Here is a 19670-nt window from a genome sequence, read left to right as displayed (position 1 = left end):
AACTATTCGCGTGGGCGGCTGAGCGCCCAGGGTTAAAACCTCGGCGTTTGTGAAGTTCCGGACCGGATTTCAGCAAAATCAGACTTGCTGGACTATGTCACTTCGCCTAGACATCAGATCGTCATCGGGGATTCCGCGATCAGACAAATCTCGATGCGTTTGTTAACTACTAAGTAACCTTCCATGAAACTACGTTATTTAACCCCACTGTTCTCAGTGGCGGCTGCATTACATACTTCTGCCCAGGAAGTCACACCGGTCTGGGTTCAGCACATCAACGGAACCGTCAACGTGGATCCTGCCAATGTGCTTCCAATCCTCAACAAGCCGGAGAACCAGCCGGTTATCGCAATGCCCGACGGGTTGCTCCGCGACGGACGTGAGTCGCTGGCGATCTATTCGCGGCTCGTTCCCTATGATGCCAACCGCCTGCTCCTGGCCGTTTCTGAGAATGGTATTGATGAGCTGAGCCCGGACGTGACCCCTGAGCAGTTGGCCAAGGCTGCGCAGTTTCCGGACCGTTCGTTGGTTTGGTTGGAGGCCGCCACCGGCAAGCCTCTCGGTGTCGCGTGGTCGGAGAGCCTGCGGCCGGCCGACTTGATCGACTATGATGTGACGGCTGGTCAAACCGGTTATCAGGCCAATAAGGGCTATGCTTTTTGGCGCCCGGTTTTGGACGAGAATCCCGATCCTACCAAACGCGCGATCTACAGCGGCTATCGCCACTTGATTCTCCGCTATGCTCCCAAAGCAGACGGCACCGGCTGGGAAACGACGCCTACCATCGCTTGGGAAGAGCCGCTTCCCGGATTGGACGAGGCGGACGGCGCGGTAAAGCCAGAAGCGGGCATCGGTGATGGACTTTCCGGCACCGCCTCCACTTCGGGCGAACAAGGCAGCTGGCGCGCCTGGCGCTGGCGGAATACTCGGGTTTATGGTTATGGCTTGGATACCATCATCGCGGCCGGTGGCGGCACGTGGCGTATCGGTCAGCAACCTCAGCTCTTCAAGACCACGGACGGCCTTACCTTCACTCCGTTCGCGCGGGTGGATGATCGAGGCAACAACGCCCGCCGGAACGACTTCGCGCTCGGCGGCACTTCTAGCCGACGTGTTCAGGTCAGTTCGGATCCCGCTCGGCCCAACCTGGAAGTGATCTACAGTGGTCACTACCCCGGCAGCGGCTGGCAGGCTCGTCCGAATCGTTATACCTCCAATCCGGACAACCCGACCCCGAGCGATCCGTACAACAACCAGCCCGACGTACGGTTGTTCAAGCAAGACGAAGCCGAGGCTGGCAATTTCCCGAAATTCGTTTGGGAGGCAGCTGGTAAGGATGGGCTTCCTTTGGAACGCGGCGTTGATGGCGTAGATCGGTATGATGGTAACTGGAGCGTGGCTCTGGATACCAACCCGAAGCTGGACTACCTCGTGTCCATTTCCGCCTCTTCCTATGACGTTGGTTTCTACACCTACGCTTGGGTGGCAGTCCATCGTTTGGATGGCAGCATCGCCAGCGGAAAGTCGTCCTATGTAATCCCGGTCAAAGAAGACGATGTGCTGCTCGACTACGGCGGCAGCGTTGAACCTGACTTCGACACCACCGAGTCCTGGCTCGAGGTGGTGCCCGACCTGACTGCGCCCGCGAACTTGGGCAAGTCCTATGCGTACGTCGCCCTGGAAAACGGTGGTTTCGGCGTGTTCGAGATCAAGAACGTTGCCGCAGCCATTCAGACCAATCCGTCCGGCACTGAAGTGCTCGCCGGCTCGGAAGTAGTGCTGACAGCAGCCGCCTCGGGCAGTCCGAACACCTACCGCTGGACTCGCAACGGTGTGCCGTTGACCGACGGCAAGTACGTCAAAGGTTCGAAGACCGCCAAGTTGACCCTGAGTCAGATCGTTCCCAGCGAGGCTGGTGACTATCAGCTCCAGATCACCAACCCGCTCGGCAACCTGACCACCACCGTGGCTACGGTGAAGGTCGGCGGGGCTTACATCCGTCCGGCGAACGGTTCCCTCACCGAGGACGCTGTGGCGACCGCCTCCTCCACCGCCTTTGGTGGCCCGCCCTCGTATGCGATCGACGGCAACACCGATGGAAACTGGGGCGGCAACTCCGTGTTCCACTCTGACAATGAAGTCAATCCCTGGCTGTCAATCGACCTCGGCGGTGTGAAGTCGATCGGTCAGATCGTTTATTATCGTCGGACCGACTGCTGCGGCGATCGGAGCGACAATCTCATTGTGACGGTGCTCAACGCGACTGGCGGGGTGGAATACACTTACGCGGCCGAAGGCACGCCCGAGGATCCGTTGACCCTGGATATCAACCCGCCGGTGAACGGCAAAACGGTTCGAGTTGAGCGGCAGTTCGAGGATCCGACCAAGGGGTATCTCAACATCGCCGAAGTCCAGGTTTGGAGCGCGGCCAGCCCCTCGCTGGCGGTGGGCAGCTACCAGGGTGACGCCGTCGTGGCCTGGGCCGGAGCCGGCGCGATCGTCCTGGAGGAAGCCTCCAAGGTAGAAGGTCCTTACACCGAAGTGGCAGGCGCAACGAATCCGTTCCGCGTGCCTACCGCTGGTGCTCAGGCGAAGTTCTACCGTGCGGTGAGAAAGTAACCTGATTGAGACGGCCGAGTCGGCCGCTCACCTGATATTGTCACAAAGGCCGGGCCCTCGGGTCCGGCCTTTCTTTATTTTGCTGCTCCCTGCGAGCTGCGTAGGTTAGGGTGAGCCATGGATTGTTTGATGAGGATGCACTTGGACGCACGACGGATAGCGTTGTTTATTCTTTGGTTTTGGGCGGGTGATGTGTGGGCGCAATCGACCTTGGCCACCAACACGACCCACCAGTCCTCGCCAGCAGGCGCAGTCGCCCCGGAGGCAGAAATCATCCACCTCCCGCCCTCCGTTCCCGATCCTCTCGAACCGTTTAATCGGGCGATGTGGGGTGTGAACCGCGGCCTCATGACGTGGGTGGTCAAGCCCACGGGCAAAGTGTATCGGTTTGTCATTCGAAAGCCGCTTCGCCAGGGTATTGCCAACTTCGGCCGCAACGTCACTTATCCGGGCCGCCTGCTGAACAACCTGCTCCAAGGGCGCTGGCGCGGGGCGATGGATGAATCGGATCGATTTCTCTGCAACACCTTGGCCGGCGGGGCGGGTTTTGTGGACGTGGCCACGCGATGGCATATTCCGAAATCCGACGCCGATTTCGGTCAGACGTTTGGACGGTGGGGCTGGAATCCCGCCTGTTATCTGATGCTTCCGGTGTTTGGTCCCAGCAACGAGCGGGATGCGCTTGGTTTGGCCTGCGATTCGGCGGCCGATCCACTACACTACGTGACCCCCCAAAGCAGCGGCCGCGAAGGTGCGCTGTCCTTCATCAGTCCGTACACGTTTTACACCTACGGGGTGACCTACAACAACCTTACCGACAGCGTTGACAGTTACGTGCGCTTCGCGCGGGCCGAAGCAGATCCTTATGCCATGCTCCAGTACGCGTGGACCTTCGCTCGCAGCCCGCGCTCGCCCGACCTCGGTTTACATGGGGAGACCGATCCCGCTTCACTGGACACCCTTGGGTCCACCCGGGTGTCGTTCAAGGAACTTGGCTTTCCCGGCCGCGGTCAGACCAAGTCGATAAAAATACCGTCCACGGGGAACACGTTAAAGTTCTCCCTCTGGCTCCAACCGAACCGCGCGCCGATCGTATATCTGGTTCCGGGACTGGGATCGCATCGGTTGACAGACATGACCCTGGCGCTGGCCGAGTTGGCCTATCAAAAAGGAAATTCGGTGGTCTGCGTCAGCAGTCCGTATAACCCGGAGTTCATGGACCACGCCTCCACCGCTGCGGTGCCGGGTTACACTCCGGTGGATGCCCACGATCTCCATGTCGCGCTCACTGAGGTGGATCGATATCTCGTTCGACGGCATCCGGAGCGCCTCACTACTAGAGCCCTGATGGGTTATTCGATGGGGGGATTCCATACGCTGTTCCTGGCTGGATCGGGGAAGGCGAGCGATGCTGCCCTCCTCCGGTTTGACCGCTTTGTGGCGATTAACGCTCCGGTTAGGTTGAGTTACGGTATCTCTCGATTGGATGATTTTTATCACGCCCCACTCGCCTGGCCCGCGCACCAGCGCACTGCCAACATGGAAAATGCCTTGCTGAAGATCGCGTCATCCGTGCAGGGGTCACAAGTTTCAACCTCGGCTGTGCCTTTCAGCGCGGTCGAGTCCAAGTTTCTTATTGGACTCAGCTTTCGCCTCAAACTACGCGATGTCATTTTCAGCAGCCAGCAGCGGACCAACCTGGGAGTGCTGGAGCACGCAATTCGCAGCTCTCGTCGAGGGCCGGTTTACGACGAGATTCTTCGCTATTCGTTTGCCGAGTATCTTCAGAGGTTTGCGGTGCCCTACTACCATTCGCGGGGAGTTGATCTCGCCGCGCCTGGCGCCCTGGATCGGGCGGGTGATTTGAGAACCTACAGTGAGGGGCTACAGAGTAACCCCAAGGTGTGGATCATTACGAATGAGAATGATTTCCTGCTGCCTCGGGAAGATCTGGACTGGCTCAGAAATTCCTTCCGAGCCGAGCAAATCACGGTCTTTGGTCGCGGCGGTCATATGGGCAATCTGGGCACCTCGGAGGTCCAAGAAGCGATCCGGCGCGCATTGACGGATTTGTAGACGAAGATCGGTTTCGTCCATTTGCCTGTGTGTGGGTTTGGATTCAAACGGACGGAGGCGGCCGCCACTCATTTGAGGTTCGGTAACTCCGGAGCGGCTTCCACTCGATAGAATGCCCTTCCATTGGGCGGCTGTGGATCGTTCAGGACCAGTTGATCCGCCACGGTGCGTTGGGACTGGTTGGCTACCCTGGTCCAGGTAGCGCCCTCCACGTCGCTTTTCCGAACCAAGGTGTAATTGGAGCCCGGTTGCGGCGTGAGGGTGACAAAGAAGCCATCCCCACCAAACGCGGCTTTGAGGATCTGGAGGCGGTTCGGAGCCGTGCTGGGGATTTGGAGCAGGGCGGCCCAGTCATCCATGTTCTTGCCGATGAAGTCGTCGAAGCCATGAAACCGCGCGCGCTCAGACAGCAAGGCGGCCTTGAGATCCGCATCACCGAGTGCGGCGAACGTATCCCATAGGGAGTTCAGCTGCTCGATCATTTCGCGAGTGATGGTGACTTCGGATCCGCGGCCTGCCAGCCAAGCCGCGAGGGCGGGAAGATAGTTTAGAGACATCTGATAGGATCGGACATAAAGGACTGGATTCCGGTTCGCGATCTGCCGCGCTGTCCCCTCGAATCGATAATAAAGATCCACCAAACGTTTCCCTTCCGAGGTTTGATTCATGAGGTCGCGGATTCGGTAGAAGCTAGGGACCATGTTGATCGACGTGTCATCGACAGGCGATGAGTGACTTAGTGTCTTGATCAAGGGCGGTGGGGCAGGGGAATTGGGGGATGGGAGTCCTGAAACCCAGCGGTTTGCAAAGGCCTTTATTAGAAAGAAGCAAGTATAGCAGTCAGCATCATCCTCGTGATTCTCACAGGATGCCCCAAGGGAAATGATCGGAGGGACTAAGCCTGGACTCCGAGGTATCTCATTCCCTGAGAACGTGATGAATCCGCCGCTCCCAACCAGTTCGACGCGGTCTTGGTTCTGGTAGGTGAGCCACACTCGGGAGTCGGTCATCGCCATGTCCACATTCACCGGTGTCCCCGATATCGGCAGTCGTTCTACTGCAGCGTGCCCTAATTTATTGGTGTCGAGGATTCCTTCGGAAGAAACCAACAGGGCCCGCCCGGCGCCGAATACGGCCAGACGTAGGGACTCTTCAACCCCCTTCAGGCGCAAACTCTGGATATAACTCGGAGGGAGGTTGGCGAGGGAAATGAATTCCCAAGGTTCCGTGTTCAACTTGGTCAGGTGACGGCGTGCAATTGCAACGGAGCGCTGGCCGTTGGGCGCGGGGAGCGTGTAGGCAAGATAGAGGTAGCCGAGGTTGCTAATATCATCGTAGGGAGGATGATCGGTCCACATCAAATCGATCAGTGGAGGTAGGGTATCGTTGACCTGAAGAATCTCCTGATCCTCCCGCCAGACGAAGCCTTCGAATCTTGCGACGCGAATACGGAATGTTTGGTCCTTCACCACGTAGGCCACATAGGCCGCAGGCGTCTCAAATCGGCCGATGCCTGCCGCGAATGTAGCAGTCACGGGAGGGAGTCCAGGGTTCGGGGAGACCGTATTGGCCGTGCGCGCAGCCAGCCAGGAGGAAAAGGAGGTGGTGTCGTAGGTTGTCGGCCGGTTTTGATCATCAAAGCCGAGAGCGATTTGGAGAGGGACACTGATCGAGGAGCCTTCATTGACCAACTCCACCAGACCCACTTTGCCATCTCCGGCTCCTCGTAAGCCTGGCGGAAGAGCGTCGTCCATCCAGGGGGTGACTCCCGTCGTCCAGCGCAGCGCTTTCGCTTCACGGTCACTCAGTGGATCGGTCACCAATGCGAGCAGCTCGCCGGATCGGGTGTGGAGCAGCCCATCGCGGTGGATCGCTCCTCTCAAGATCTGCGGAGGAGAGGCCCCGTACGCGAAGCCGGGCAACAGCCACTTGTGATTCAGGATGTCGGTAGCGGTTTGGTGGCTGTCTGACCAGGCGACATGGGGTAAGGAAGAGGAATCGAGGGAGAGGACAGGAGCCACGTTCACCCCTTCACCTAAAGTGGCGACGGTGGGCATTGGCGTCCAGCGAGGAGCGAGGGTGCCAAAGACCACATTCTCGTTCGGCCACCCCGTGTGAAATACAATCATGGGCGAGCCGTCCAGCGAATTGCCTAGAGCCAGTGCTGGATCGATCGGATGGTCGAGCGGAATTCGCTTTTGTTCGAGCGTGAGCCCCACGGTGATCTCCTCGGTTTCATAGATCCGGTTGAGAGCCCAGACCGATCCGTCGAACCGGGCCGTGTACCAAAGCCGTCGATAAAACCGATCCTGGTCTTCAAATACCGTGAAATTGGCCGTCTGTTCGGTGCAGGTGAACGCGACGAGGGGTGCGCCTTGTTGGTCCACACTTAGCGAGGGGCGACTGCAACGGTCCTGTGGGTTGACCAACTCAATCTTCCACCCGGACGGCTGTTGATGAACGTAGGCAATTTCTGGAAGTCCATCCTCCACGGGATATCGGGTGTAGGCGGCAGCTGTGGATTCTTGGATCGATTTCGCTGAGATATGGATAGGGCGATCACTTCTCTTGGCTAACTCGTCCAGGACTTGCAGTTGGCTTGAGTGCACATCGAACAGCAGCAGTGCCACCGTTCCGTCAGGACGCTCGCCCGCTAGAAAAACCTGCTCTCCTTCGACGGGGGCGATGGTGGTTCCAAAACTTGATACCTTCCAACCGTCTGGGAGGCGAAATGTCTCAGTCCCCCAGCTCGCCACGGCGCTAGCACCTCGAGTGGCGCGGTTCAGCGTCCCGGCAGCCACAAACCAGATATCGCGAGACGGCGAGGTGCCCGGGCCAATGTGCAGAATCGGACTAAACACTGGCCCCGGGAACACCTCTTCCACCACCCACTCGGCCGCTGGGTCGTTGTCACGATTTGGAGTGGAGTACACCAACGCTCGACTTAAATCACTGCGTTGAATCGCCCCAGCCACATGAACTCGGTAGTTCTCGTCTACCGCCATCGACAACGGAGTGCTGATGTCTGCGGACACTGTGCTGGGTGAAGCGCTTTGGGGACTGAATGGCGCGTTCAGCAGGCGCCCCGTCCATCTCAGCCCATCCCAGGTCCCATAGTGAATCTGGCGTTGGCTGCGGTTGAACCAGATCGAGTGAGGTAATCCTTTTCGATCGGTGGCCAGGCACGCTCCGTAACCGGTATCCCCCAGTTCCTCAATCTTGGTGAACTGCCACTGGGTAGGGTTTTGAGGGGGTGGCTCGGCGACTTCGACTGTTCCAGCGTCTCCATTGTTACTGAGATTGAAGTCCACCAGGCTCGACTTGGCGGAGGTCATGAACGACGTCGTGCTGTCGCTCAAGAATCTGAGCTCGATCAAGACGCCCGCCTTTTCTCCCACCCCCAGATTCCCCAAATCGCAGATCAGTTTGTCGCCTTGCAATTGGTAGGTGCCGCGGTTGTTGAAAGCGCTCACCAGTGCGAGTCGGGCGGGATTTCCTAGAAACTCAGGAGATTGAAACGTGAATTGTGACTGGTTAGCTATCGAGGGTCCCCGGTTCTCAATCTCGAATTGGAACTGGGCGGTCTGGCCCTGGGCCACCGTTCGAGGCGCGAGGACGTGACGGACCGCCAAGTCCGCGTTGGGCTTTACTATCGTGAGGTCAAATCGGGCATCGGTGGTTAGGTGTTGCGAGCTGGCTGGGGCGCTGGGGTTGAAGTCGGTGAGACGGACACGCACTGTCAGCGGGCCGAGAGGTGCATCGACCGGCGGAGTCCACTCCAGTAGGCCGTCGGGGGAAACCGTCAGACCGACCGGACCGGTGTTAGGGGTGAGTGCGAAGACCACAGTATTGGCAGGCAGATCGCTGTCGATGAATCCGAGTTGGAGCCGGTAAGGCGTCCCTGGAGCCACCTCCAAGCTTGCGTTGGAGGCGAGGTTCAACCCGGGAGGACTGTTCGCTTCCTGAACGTCGACTTGGAAAGTGACTTCGGCCTGACCCGTGGACGGCAATGGCTCATCGTGGACCCGAACGGTGACCGCAGGCAGGGTACCTCCTGACCTTTCATCCGGAAGCCAGAAGAGCGCCCCAGTATTGGCGTCGATCGTCATGCCCGGAGGGCTAGCAACCAGCTCGAAAATGGGCTGACGCGGTGTGACGACCGATTGCAGCGAGGGTGTAAATCGGAGCGCCGTTCCCTCCGTGGCTTTCAAGGTGCCCACGGATTGCAAAGCCAAGGGGACCAGATAGGCCGAATCGGGTGTGGCACTGGTCCAGGTTGTTCCCACTCGCAGTTCATCGATCGCCCATGCTCCCGTCGAAGTCAGGGCCAGCCCGGCGATCTCCCCGAGGTCGCGATCGGTCCTGAGCGCATTCGGCGTCACGGGCTCTGGTTGGCCTGGGATCGGATTCACAAACAGGGAAATACGATCGTTGCCTGGGAAGAACTCCAGCTTGATGACTAGCCAGGCCGCTGTTCCTACCAGTGCCGGTTGGGAGCTTGTGACTTGTCTAGCTCCCCCGGCATCCTCCACCACCCAGTGGTTGAAGTCGCCGCCACCCGGCTTACCCACGAATAGGTCCAATCCGACCGAGGCATCGGCCAGCAGTCCGAAATAGCCGTTGCCCCCGCCCGCCCCGAGGGTTCCGGCCGGCCTGGCGAGGAAACTCAGATAGCGGACCGTCCCTGGGGTACCCAATGGGGTCGACAACCGACGCGCGATGGTTTGCGCACTGATCGGCTGCGAGGGAACCTTCGCGTGATGTCCCGCCTGCTGCATGTTGGGATAGGGCAGTGATCCAGAATCCAAAGTGAACCCACTGGCGGCACCCCAAGGTCCGCTGAATCCAAAGCCACCAGCCTTGAGGGACAGCGGGCCTGCTGCAGGTGTGTAGTCAAAAGGTTCATACACCAGCATTCCTTGGGGGGGGGCAGGTAGAACGACCAGATTCAGCGAGGCGCTGGCGGTTCGGCCCCCTTCGCCAGTTGCCGTTACGGTGACTACGGTGGACCCGGAGCTCCCCACGTTCGGACGGATGCGCATCACTCTCACGCGGCCAGTCCCCGTGAAGGTAATGTTCGCGTTGGGAACAATGGACTGGTCCCCGCTGATGGCGGTCAAACTCACGTTTGCAACGTTGCCACCCGGAAATGACAAGGAGACGTCGATGTCAACCGATTGCTCCGCGGTGAGGGTGGTTGAGGGAAACGGCAGGGAGATGGAGAGCTGGGGTGGGCCAGTGATTACGCTGAGTTGGGCTCCGTCCGCGAGCTCGCCCAAGGCCAGCCAAGGTGGGCCCGCTGGGGCGGCCAGATCGGCGAACGCCCCGGTTCTCCCGCCGGTCGCCGTGAGAAATTTGAAAGTGTCGGAGGGTTGAGGGGTGAACCCTCCCAGAAAGGACACGCTGACCAGACCGTCGAGGGCTGCGGAGCCATCCACCAACAGGCGGTCAAATTGGTCCACTGCGGTGCCGGTCAGCTCGACTTCCAAATTGCCGGAGGGCAGTTGGACAAACTGTCGAAGGAGGTGCAACAGTCCCGGGCTCGCACCGGGACGGATCGTTCCGCCGTTGGTCACGGCCGAGTCGATTTCGCCATTGCCATCGAACGTGCCCCCGTCGATTTGCGTTCCTCCGTCGGCTCGGAGGGATCCGCCACCCTCGAACACAGTTCTTCCGGCCGTCTGATGGTAGACTCCCACATTCGGTTTGAGACTCAGCGATCCGCGGAGGACATTGGTTCCAGCATTGTCGAAATGTCCTTCGATCTGGACCGTGCCTGCACCGGGATTTCGCGTGAAGGTTCCTTCGTTTACTAAGCGGTTGGGCGTGTTGCCCGGGGAACTCCATCGGACCCCGTCGTCCATTTGAAAAGTCCCGCCAGCGTCGTTGGTGATGATCGAGGGCCCAGGCGTGGTTTGTGTGAGCCCCGCCGACCAGTGGGCAACCCCGGCGTTGCGCACGATCCCTGCGCTGAAAGAATGGGGTGCGGTGGTTGGACTATCGATGGTCAGGCCGCCGAGGCAATTCAGGAACACGTTCGTTCGGAGATCCCCTTGTTGCCAATGTGTTTCTCCATGGGCCACCAGTTGCCCAGGTCCCGCGACGGAGCCGGCGACCAGCTCGACCTCTCCGGCCGAAAATGTGCAGTCCTGGTTGAGAAGAAGCTGGCCGGAGTTGAGACGGAGGTGCATCAATGGATCACCGACCTCGACACCCGAAAAACATTTGAGGAGACCGTTAATCTGAAGGAGGCCATTGCCCACCAGTTGAGATCCGGGGCGCAATTCGAATGGAACGCTTGTGGCGGTAAGCTTCATCGATCCAGTTCCTGCGACTTCCACACGTCCCTCGTTGTAGCCCCCTTTGGAGAGAGTCAGATCGGTGTTGGTCACGTGAAGCGTCCCCGATGGGCGGTTCTCCAGAAACACTCCTAGGGAAGTCGCCTGGGTACTTTCGGGAAGACGGATGAGGCCTTCATTGACGATCCGAGCGCCGGGGTTCCCTGAATCGTTCCAGTTGACCCCCTGCATGAAGTCAAGGCGGCCGTGGTTAGAGAGTGTGGCCTGAGTCCCCTGAGAAATCGTTTGAATGCTCCCGTTTGTCCATGCCCCGTTGCCCCAATTGTCGATTCGCCCTCCTCGCCAACTTAAGGCTACGCCGGCGGTCGGGGTTATAAACAGCCCTCCATGAGTAATGAGAGTGAGATCTTCGAAGCTGCCGCCATTCCAAGTGAATCGGCCGTTGATTTCCAGCGTGTCGCTGCCACCTAGGACCCCACCGCGAACCCTTAGACTGTTGACCGTGGGTGCCGCCCCTGTCTCGAAGTCGAGGGATCCGCCCGCCACATCGAGGAGATAGGACCCAGCCCCGAATTGGGCACCGGCGAGATACCGAACCCTTGCGGTTCCGGAGATCAGGTTCGTCCCGTCGCCGGTGAGTTGGCCGCCCACAAAATCGAACACGCCGGCGGAGATCTGCAGCGTGGTGCCAGCGTTGATGGCGATCGGTCCGGAGTTAGTGCCCCCGTCGGAGAATTCCAAAGTGCCGGCTTGAACCTCGATGGTCCCCTCATTGATCAGGCGAGCATCGAGGCGAGCAGCGGCGCTGCCGGTCTTCAGGACTCGACCGCTCACGGTATTGTGGAGAAAACTGGTGATCGTGGCAGCGGAGGGCGCCCAGGATGCCGTCGCTGGGGAGTTGGGACCGATCTCAAACTGGTTCAGATTCCAGAACTCCATGTTTCCTCCAGAACTGGTCAGGCTGCCTTGCGTCCACAGAATCCGTCCACCGTTGGTAACACCCATGCGAGTGAGGGTCCTCCCGGCGTTGTTGGTCATCGTGACGAGTCCGCCCACCGCGACGTCCACCAGCCCGGTGCGACCCAACGGGCCCACCAGCGTGCCGCCTGTCCAGTTGAGACGCCCCTCCACTCGCGCCACGGCGCTCGTCAGATTGTTGTTCTCAGTGAGAACTCCGTTGGCACCGATGAGGAGAGTTTGAGCCACCGTCAGACTCCGCCCATTGGCCACGAGTGTCTGGCTTCCCGTGGCGGCACCGAGGGTGAGGCTGGCAGCCACCGAATGAACATCCTGAGTGATGGTATAAGTGCCAGGCGTGGTGATCAGGACATCATCCGCGATCGTGGGAACTCTGCCTGGACTCCAGTGTGTCGCTCTCCCCCAGGTCCCTCCTGCGACATTTGTCCAGGTGATGGTGTCGGCTGATCCCGAAAGCAGGCTCAAGCCGATGAAGGCCAGGAAGAGTGAGAGGCGCGTCCGTTCAGGAAAACTCGAAGCAGGTGAATTGACGGTTTTCATGGAAAACGAGCCTGCCGGTCGAAGGCTTAATCCATGATTAACGCGAGATTAAAACGCGTTAAGGTCCTGGTGTTTCATGGAGGGGCGGTCGGCAAGCGGATGGTGAACGTGCTGCCGGTTCCGATGGTGCTCTTCACCCCGACGGTTCCCCCATGTGCTTCCACCAGCATTTTGACGATGGCCAGCCCCAGTCCTGCACCTCCGAGTTGCCGTGAACGTGCTTTGTCCACACGATAGAATCTTTCGAACAGCCGCGGGAGGTGCTCGGGTGCGATCCCCGCTCCTCCGTCGATCACCTCCACGACGACTTCTTCTTCCTGCGCCGCGGCTCGCACCTGCACTTCCTCGTCGGGCATGGAGTGGCGGATGGCGTTCTCGATGAGATTTGTTAGGGCCGATTCCAAGGCGAGGGGGTCCCCCAGCACGATCAGTCCTTCCTGGAGCTCCGTGCGCAGGCGGACTTGATGGGGGTCCGCCAGGGGGGAGAGCTTGGCGCACACCATCGAAACGAGTACCTCGACCTTGACTCGTTCCTGTTTCACCAGCACTTCTCCGGCATCCGCGTGCGCCAGCGTGAGCAGGTTCTCGACGATTCGGCAGAGCCGAACAATTTCGTCGTGGTTGCTGGCCAGAACTGCCTGATACCGGTCGATGGATCGCTCCCGACGGAGAGCCACCTGGATTTCTCCCCGCAGGATGGTGAGCGGTGTTCTCAGCTCGTGGGAGGCATCCGCTACCATGCGTTGCTGTGCGTTGTGCGACTCGTTTAAGCGGTCGAGGATGCCGTTGAGCGCTTGGGTCAACCGGTTGATTTCCGGCTCGTCCGATGGCGTGATTAGGCGAAGTTGCCCGATCTCGGAGTTGCTGAGTCTTTCGGCAGTTTCCGTGGCGAGACTCAGCGACCGCAACCACTGTCCGGTCAGATAGTAGACACAAGCCATCACACTGCCGAAAAACACCACACTTGCGAGCGTGAGCCACAGGCGCAAACGCAGGACGCGGTCGTGCAGCCCCCCGATCGCGGTGCCCACCTGAGCCCAAGCGGTGATGGTGCGGTCGGTCGGAATGAATTGGGTAGGATCATCACCTTTGGGCGTTCGGGTCGGCCCGTCCTCTCGGATGAAGACCGGGTAGGTGGCCACCTGGAAAGGTATTCCCCCAGGGAGCGTGATTTCCTCCTTCAACGGTCTGGCGAACGGGTGGGTTTGCTCGCGTGCGAGCTGGCTAAGACCAAAGGGCACGCTGACGCCGGTGGATTTCCCGATTACCGTGCCGTTAGTATCGTAGAGCAGATACAGCGTTCCACTCACCTCAGGGCGGAACCCGCGATCAAAATGGGCTTCGTAGATGGGGCGGCGAGGATTTACCGCGAACGCGAAGGCGATCGCGCGATTGGTGAGCTTCTCGTTCAGATCCTCTCGCATCCAAAGCACTACTTGGTTGAAAAAGGCAATCGAGAAGGTGGTCAGCCCCAGGCCGACCACAACACCAATGCCTACCATGAGGCGAGTCCGAATGCTTTTCATGCGTGGTAGGATGCCTGGTGGTCCATTAACCCTGGGTGAAACCAACATTAACTTGCGTTAAGAAATGCAATTTCGGGGGCATCCCTCCACTTTCAGCACGTAGCCAACTCCTCGCACGGTGTGGATGAGTGTGGGTGAGAACTCGCGGTCGACCTTTTCACGAACGTGATGCATGGTCACATCAATCACATTGCTGAATGGATCGAAGTTTTCATCCCACACATGAGTGGCCAGCTTGGTTCGAGTGACGACTTCGTTCGGGTTGCGCAGAAGGAACTCCAAGACGCTGAACTGTTTGGCGGAGAGTGACAACGGGCGGCCTGCGCGACTTACTTTCCGTGTTCGGGGGTCGAGCTCAAGATCCGCAACACGGAGTATAAGTTGGCCGTCGGCCGTACTCCGGCGCAACAGCGCGCGCACACGAGCCAGGAACTCATCGAAATCAAAAGGCTTGGTGAGATAGTCATCCGCTCCCGCATCAAGCCCCTGGACGCGATCCCGCACGCTCGCTCGTGCAGTCAGCATCAGCACTAGCACATTGCTGCCTGTCGAGCGAATCTCCCGAAGCAGGGTGAAACCGTCCTTCTTGGGCAGTAGTGCATCCAATACGATCAAGTCGTAGGCGTTATTCAAGGCCCGATACAGTCCTTCCTGGCCATCCGGAGCCCAGTCGACCGCATACGCTTGTTCGCGGAGCCCTTCCTCGATAAAGCGGGCCACCTTACATTCATCTTCCACGACCAGGATGCGCACATTGAGTTCCTAGCATATGCTGGGCACCTTCGTCGAGTTCGCTCTGTGTCCACTGTCGTGACAAAGCACTGAGGAGGTCCGCCAGGAGAGGAACGAGGACTATGAATTTTCTGAATGCGGTTCGAGGTTCAGAACCTACTGGGTCACGAGACGATAGTATCCAGCACGACCTGCGGTCGAGGTGGGATCAACCAGCTCGAAGCTGCCGGGTGCCGTCTCGATCGCGAGGCCCAGGCTCTGCCATGTTGGATTCTCCAGACTCGCGGTTCGCTCGACGTGGTAACGATACCGGGACTGTCCCGGGAACCGGATATGGGTTCCTGTGGCGGGTGTCCATTCCGTTTGGCCGATCCTGGGAACCATCGCCGGAGTGCCGACAATCGCATCCGATCTCACCCAGCTTACCCCCTCATTCAGCGTGGCTGAGAGTGCGGACTTGGCATGATTAAAGGGGAGCAGGGAAGTGCCTTGCCCCTCGTTGCATCGCCAATACGTGAGCATTCCGGGTGTGTCGCCCTGCGGCTGGCTCCATCCAAAGCTATTCACTTGCTCAAGGGTCAGAGCCACGTTCCAAATGCTGATCTCATCCATCAGCCCATAATAGTGGGCGCCTGAGGGGAGGGAGTTCCCGGGATAGTTGCCCAACCGGAGCGGCTCTCGAGAACTGGAAGGTCCAGGAGTTCCCACCCAAGCCTGGCTGGCGCGAAGCACTCCGTCGACGTAGAGCCGACCTCCAGCCGCATCCACCACGAAGCCCACCTGATGCCACTGGCAATCCGCAATCCAACCGCCATCCAGCCCGTTATTGCCTCCGAAGACCAGGTTTCGGGAATCCTTGAAATACCAGGCGCGCAGGCGTCCTTCGGAAATAAACACCTGCCAACCGTTGGCCGAGCCAGCTTCGTAGTTGTTGATGAGCGCCGCTTCATTTGTCTGAGTGGTTTTCACCCAGGCGAGCACCGAGAGCGGGTAGGCGTTCATGGGGTTTTTAGAGCCGACGGCCACTGTCCCGGTCACCCCATCGAAGAGCAAACCCCATCCCGGTCCCTGGGTGCGGCGGACTGACCACACGTCCGAGCTTTGCCACCCCACCGTTGAATCCGCTTTCCCGTCATTGACTCCGCCCGCGCTGGCCAGATCCCTGACCTTCCCTTCCAATCTCGGATCCTGGCTCTGTTCCATTGGCCAGTAACCGATCATTCCAGCTTCGCTTCCGGTAAGCGGACCGTCGGCCAGTTCGCGGGCCTCTTGGACGGTCTTTTCAAGGTCCCAGAGTGTGACCTCATCCAGCGCGCCAACGAATGGCTGCCATCCAGCGCTGCTGGCATCCCGTGATCGGCCAAAGGTCAGGTCTCGCTGTGACTTCGCGCCTCCTGGAACTCCCTTCCAGAGGCCGTGGATCTTGAGGTCCCCATCCAGGTAGAGTTTTCCGCCATCGTCCGATACGGTGAACACCACGTGATGCCAGATTCCGTCGGCCACCACGCCGCCATCCAAGGGTTGGAGACCATCCCTAATGTAGTCTGTCTTCGAGCGCGCGTATTCCGCCTTCAAACGTCCCCGGTCGATGCTCAGTAGATATCCCATGTCCGAAGCTTCGGAGTAGTTGTGAATCACCAGGGCTCGGTTCGTGCTTTCGGTCTTGATCCAGGCGCTGAGGGTCATGGGATAAGGCATCAGAGAATCCTGCTCAGCGATGACGACGCCTCCGCGACCGTCAAACCGGATGGATTGGTTGAGCGGAGCGGGGGATGTCGCCCGTCCCACGGTCGAGGGGCTCCAGGCGATACCGGTGGTGACTGTTCCGGTATAGCGGGCGGTTCCTTCGCGGAACCCGAGTAGGTTGCCAACCTCGGCCTCGTCCATCTTAAATACCGCGATTAATCCGGGCTCGAAGCTGCTCAGGGGATGGTATCGGTGGTAGTCGATTTCATCGGCTTCAAGGACTCGGTTCCACAGGCTGACTTCATCCAACTCTCCGATGAATCGGCTGCGATCCGACGGACCTCGGGATCCCGGCCAAACGCCGAACCGCAAGTGATCGCTCATCTGGGAGGCTCCCGGGCTTCCGACCCAGTTCCCGCGGTTGCGGTTTACCCCGTCCACATAGAGGGTGCCTCCGGTCTCGTCCACGACCCAGGCAATATGGTGCCAAGCTCCGTCAGCCACAAAACCTCCATTCAGCCCCCGGCCATTGAAATCCACTCCATTGGCCGCAAAGCCCTCTCCGGGGCCGGCCACCCATCCCTGCAAATCATGGAAGTGCCAGGCATGGACCTGCCCCTGAATCAGGTGAATCTGGTAACCTCCGAAGTTTGAAAGGTATTTCGACACCAGCGCGGTCGAGTTGGTCTGCTCGGTTCGAACCCAGGTCATGACCGTGAACGGGAATGGATTCAGGGAGGAGTGATGTTCGATCGTTGCCAGTCCCGATCCATCAGCGAATACCAGCGAGTTTCCCGGGCCATTGGTTCGCACGGTTGGACGTGGCCACGCGACGGTATGAGTTTTTTCGATCTGCGCTGTGTCTCCATCATTGTCCTTCAGGGTCACGTGGATCTGGAAGGTGGAGGTGTCGGGCTCACAGGGATCCGTTTCACGGTAGACATGGGATCGGGTGAAGTCGTTAGCGAACGAGGGTAACGAATCGATGCGGTCCACGGTGCCGTCGCCCCAATGGATTTCCGCGGAATGTGTGTCGCCAATGCCATCATCGATGTAGGAAACCTGGAGTTGGACTTCCCCCGAAACATCAGCTACCGGGGTGGCCTTGGCGGCAACGATGCGTGGTGGTTTATTGGTGATCGTGAAAGTAAAGCTCTCGGTGGTCGTCGGTGCCGGACCGACGATGATGCTTACCGGAAAGGTGCCGCTTTCCCACCCGGCGGTGAGAATCGCTGTTTTGGTCTCCCGCGCGCCGAGGGACGCCAGCGCCGGATTCGAATCATCCGCATTCCAGGTTACGGTGGCCGCCTGGTCGAGATTGTTGCCGGCCGGGGGAATAAACCGCATCGAGGTGACGCGGTCGTTGAAGGAGGCGTCCTTCAGGCTCATCGCCGAAGGAACTCCGGACCCCTGCAGGAGCAGAATGCTTTCATCCAGCCCGAAATTGTCCTCGTTGTGCAGCATGATGCTCCAGCCGATGGGGGTGTACCATCGGACCGCGCTGGCCTCATCGTTGAACCCATCTCCGAACTTGCGGAAATCCTGATAGTCTTCCACCCCGCGGTCTGCATAGTCCATCACCACACTGCGTCCGGTGTAGTCATCATGTTCATACACCTCCACCCAGGGCTTGATGCCACGTGACGCCTGGGATGCATCCAGGGTAATGCTGTCGCCTTCCCCCAAGACGAAGGTGGAAGTCTTGAGGTTGGCACGATTGGAATAGAGGGGTGATCCCGCACTGGCTACGGTCTCGTGACGGAACTCCACGCAACGAACCGAACCTCCCGGCCCATCATTCCAGTGTTCCGTTGCGTAGAAGTAGAGTTGTCCGGTTGGAGAAACATAGGCGCCTGCGCCGGCCAGAAAGTCAGCGTTGATCGTTGAGGTGGCTATTCGAACCGGGTTGCCGACCACGCCCGGAGTGTCGGTCCATTTCTGGGTCTCGGCCACGGTTAGGCTAAGGCTCACTTTTTTTCCCGGGGCGTTCGCCTGCCAGCCGGTGATCTCATAAAGCGCCATCAAATCTTTTCCAAACAGGGGGGCCGCCGTGGAGTCTCGTCGGGATCCGATCATGAACACCCGCCCATCGCTTTGGGTCACCAAGCTCAGATCCTGATAGCACGCACCGCTTCCGGCGGGCCAGGTCGACAGTTCGCTACTGTTCCAGGCGTCGTGGAGTTCGAATCTAAACCCGGGGTCACGGAAAGAGGTTCCCGTGGACCGATAAAATTCCAGTTTCTCATTCTTACCCCAGCTGATCACCAAGAAGAAGTGGCCGTCGTTCAATTTCGTCAGGCCCACAACGCCGGCATCGTGGTCGTGGATGTCCAGAGTGTAGGGCAGGCTTACGGGGCGTCCGGGGTTGCTGGCATCCAGGAAGACGATTCGGCCACTGGGCAGACCGCTAAGGATCGGGTTTTCTAAAGCTACCGCGAGAATATCCCCCACCCGGGTGATGCTGCCGGCGTGATGGTAGTCGAAGACGACGTTAGCCACGACGGCATCCGACGCTGCCGGAATGGTTTCATTGATTTTGGCGTCCTGGAGCAGGCGGTTCGAGCGTAGCCGCTCGCCATCGGTGGGACGCGTGCCGAGTCGAACCACCATCATGTTTCCAGCATCTCCCTCCGCGATTCCGGATCGGGTGACATAGAAGTAGGGAACCCCCGGGCCGCGTGATCGGGTGATCCCCTGGTAGTGGGTTTCTCGGCCATTGACCCCCTCGGCGTTGGCCAGGTTCCCATCCCACGTTGCCGACCGGGCACCCGCTCCCATCCGAAAGCCCATGGCTTCCCCATGGTGGCTCAGCTTTTGGAAGGCGGTCTTCACGTCCGGCAGGACGTGCGGGTTGGACTCTACCACTGCGGGAATCGCCCCGGAAACTCGATCAGCAGCTAGCAAATAGGTGGCTAGCCCCATCGCCATGGGGGCTACAGACAAGGTCCTCGTGACCCGATGGAGAAAACGGCCGGCTTGCTTCATGGTAACTCGCATAAGTATCTGTGTTGGGTTGCAACGGATCAGTCCGTTCACCCAGTTCTTAAGCGAGCCCAATGAAAAGTTTCCCGGAAATTGAGTTTTTGGGTCTAGCCTCGAAAGGAGAATTAAGTCCGACACCCCATGGGCCGAGACGGACCACACTCCATTGTAGCGTCGTCCATGCCGGACGATTCCCCGGCCCCCGAGCGCAGCGGACGTTCTTTCACCCCCA

Annotated in this window: 6 protein-coding genes; 2 read left to right on the top strand and 4 right to left on the bottom strand. The window is 59.3% G+C overall.

The features are described from left to right. Positions 1 to 183: 183 nt before the first annotated feature. A complete protein-coding gene (locus tag JNN07_25175; protein MBL9171049.1) occupies positions 184 to 2619 on the top strand; it encodes a discoidin domain-containing protein in 2436 nt (811 codons plus the stop codon). Positions 2620 to 2754: 135 nt separating this feature from the next. Beyond that, the gene (locus JNN07_25170) at positions 2755 to 4695 is read left to right on the top strand and encodes a VacJ family lipoprotein (protein ID MBL9171048.1); all 1941 of its coding nucleotides are present in this window, start codon (positions 2755 to 2757) and stop codon (positions 4693 to 4695) included. Between the two features lie 68 nt (positions 4696 to 4763). Here the strand turns inward: JNN07_25170 and JNN07_25165 are convergent, their stop codons facing one another. From JNN07_25165 to JNN07_25150, 4 genes are all read right to left on the bottom strand, one after another. Further along, positions 4764 to 12512, bottom strand: coding sequence for a hypothetical protein (locus JNN07_25165; GenBank protein ID MBL9171047.1), 7749 nt, complete (start codon positions 12510 to 12512; stop codon positions 4764 to 4766). A 74-nt stretch (positions 12513 to 12586) separates the two neighbouring features. Then, positions 12587 to 14038 carry an ATP-binding protein gene (locus JNN07_25160; protein MBL9171046.1) on the bottom strand — a complete coding sequence of 484 codons (1452 nt, stop codon included), beginning with the start codon at positions 14036 to 14038 and terminating at the stop codon, positions 12587 to 12589. A 57-nt stretch (positions 14039 to 14095) separates the two neighbouring features. After that, positions 14096 to 14791, bottom strand: coding sequence for a response regulator transcription factor (locus JNN07_25155; protein ID MBL9171045.1), 696 nt, complete (start codon positions 14789 to 14791; stop codon positions 14096 to 14098). Between the two features lie 135 nt (positions 14792 to 14926). Further along, positions 14927 to 19453: a hypothetical protein gene (locus JNN07_25150; GenBank protein ID MBL9171044.1), complete on the bottom strand. Its 4527-nt coding sequence runs from the start codon at positions 19451 to 19453 to the stop codon at positions 14927 to 14929. Positions 19454 to 19670 lie beyond the last annotated feature (217 nt).

The organism is Verrucomicrobiales bacterium (assembly GCA_016793885.1).
GTDB lineage: Bacteria > Verrucomicrobiota > Verrucomicrobiia > Limisphaerales > UBA11320 > UBA11320.
The sequence above is the reverse complement of the archived record's forward strand: the minus strand, read 5'-3'. Positions and strand labels throughout refer to the sequence as shown.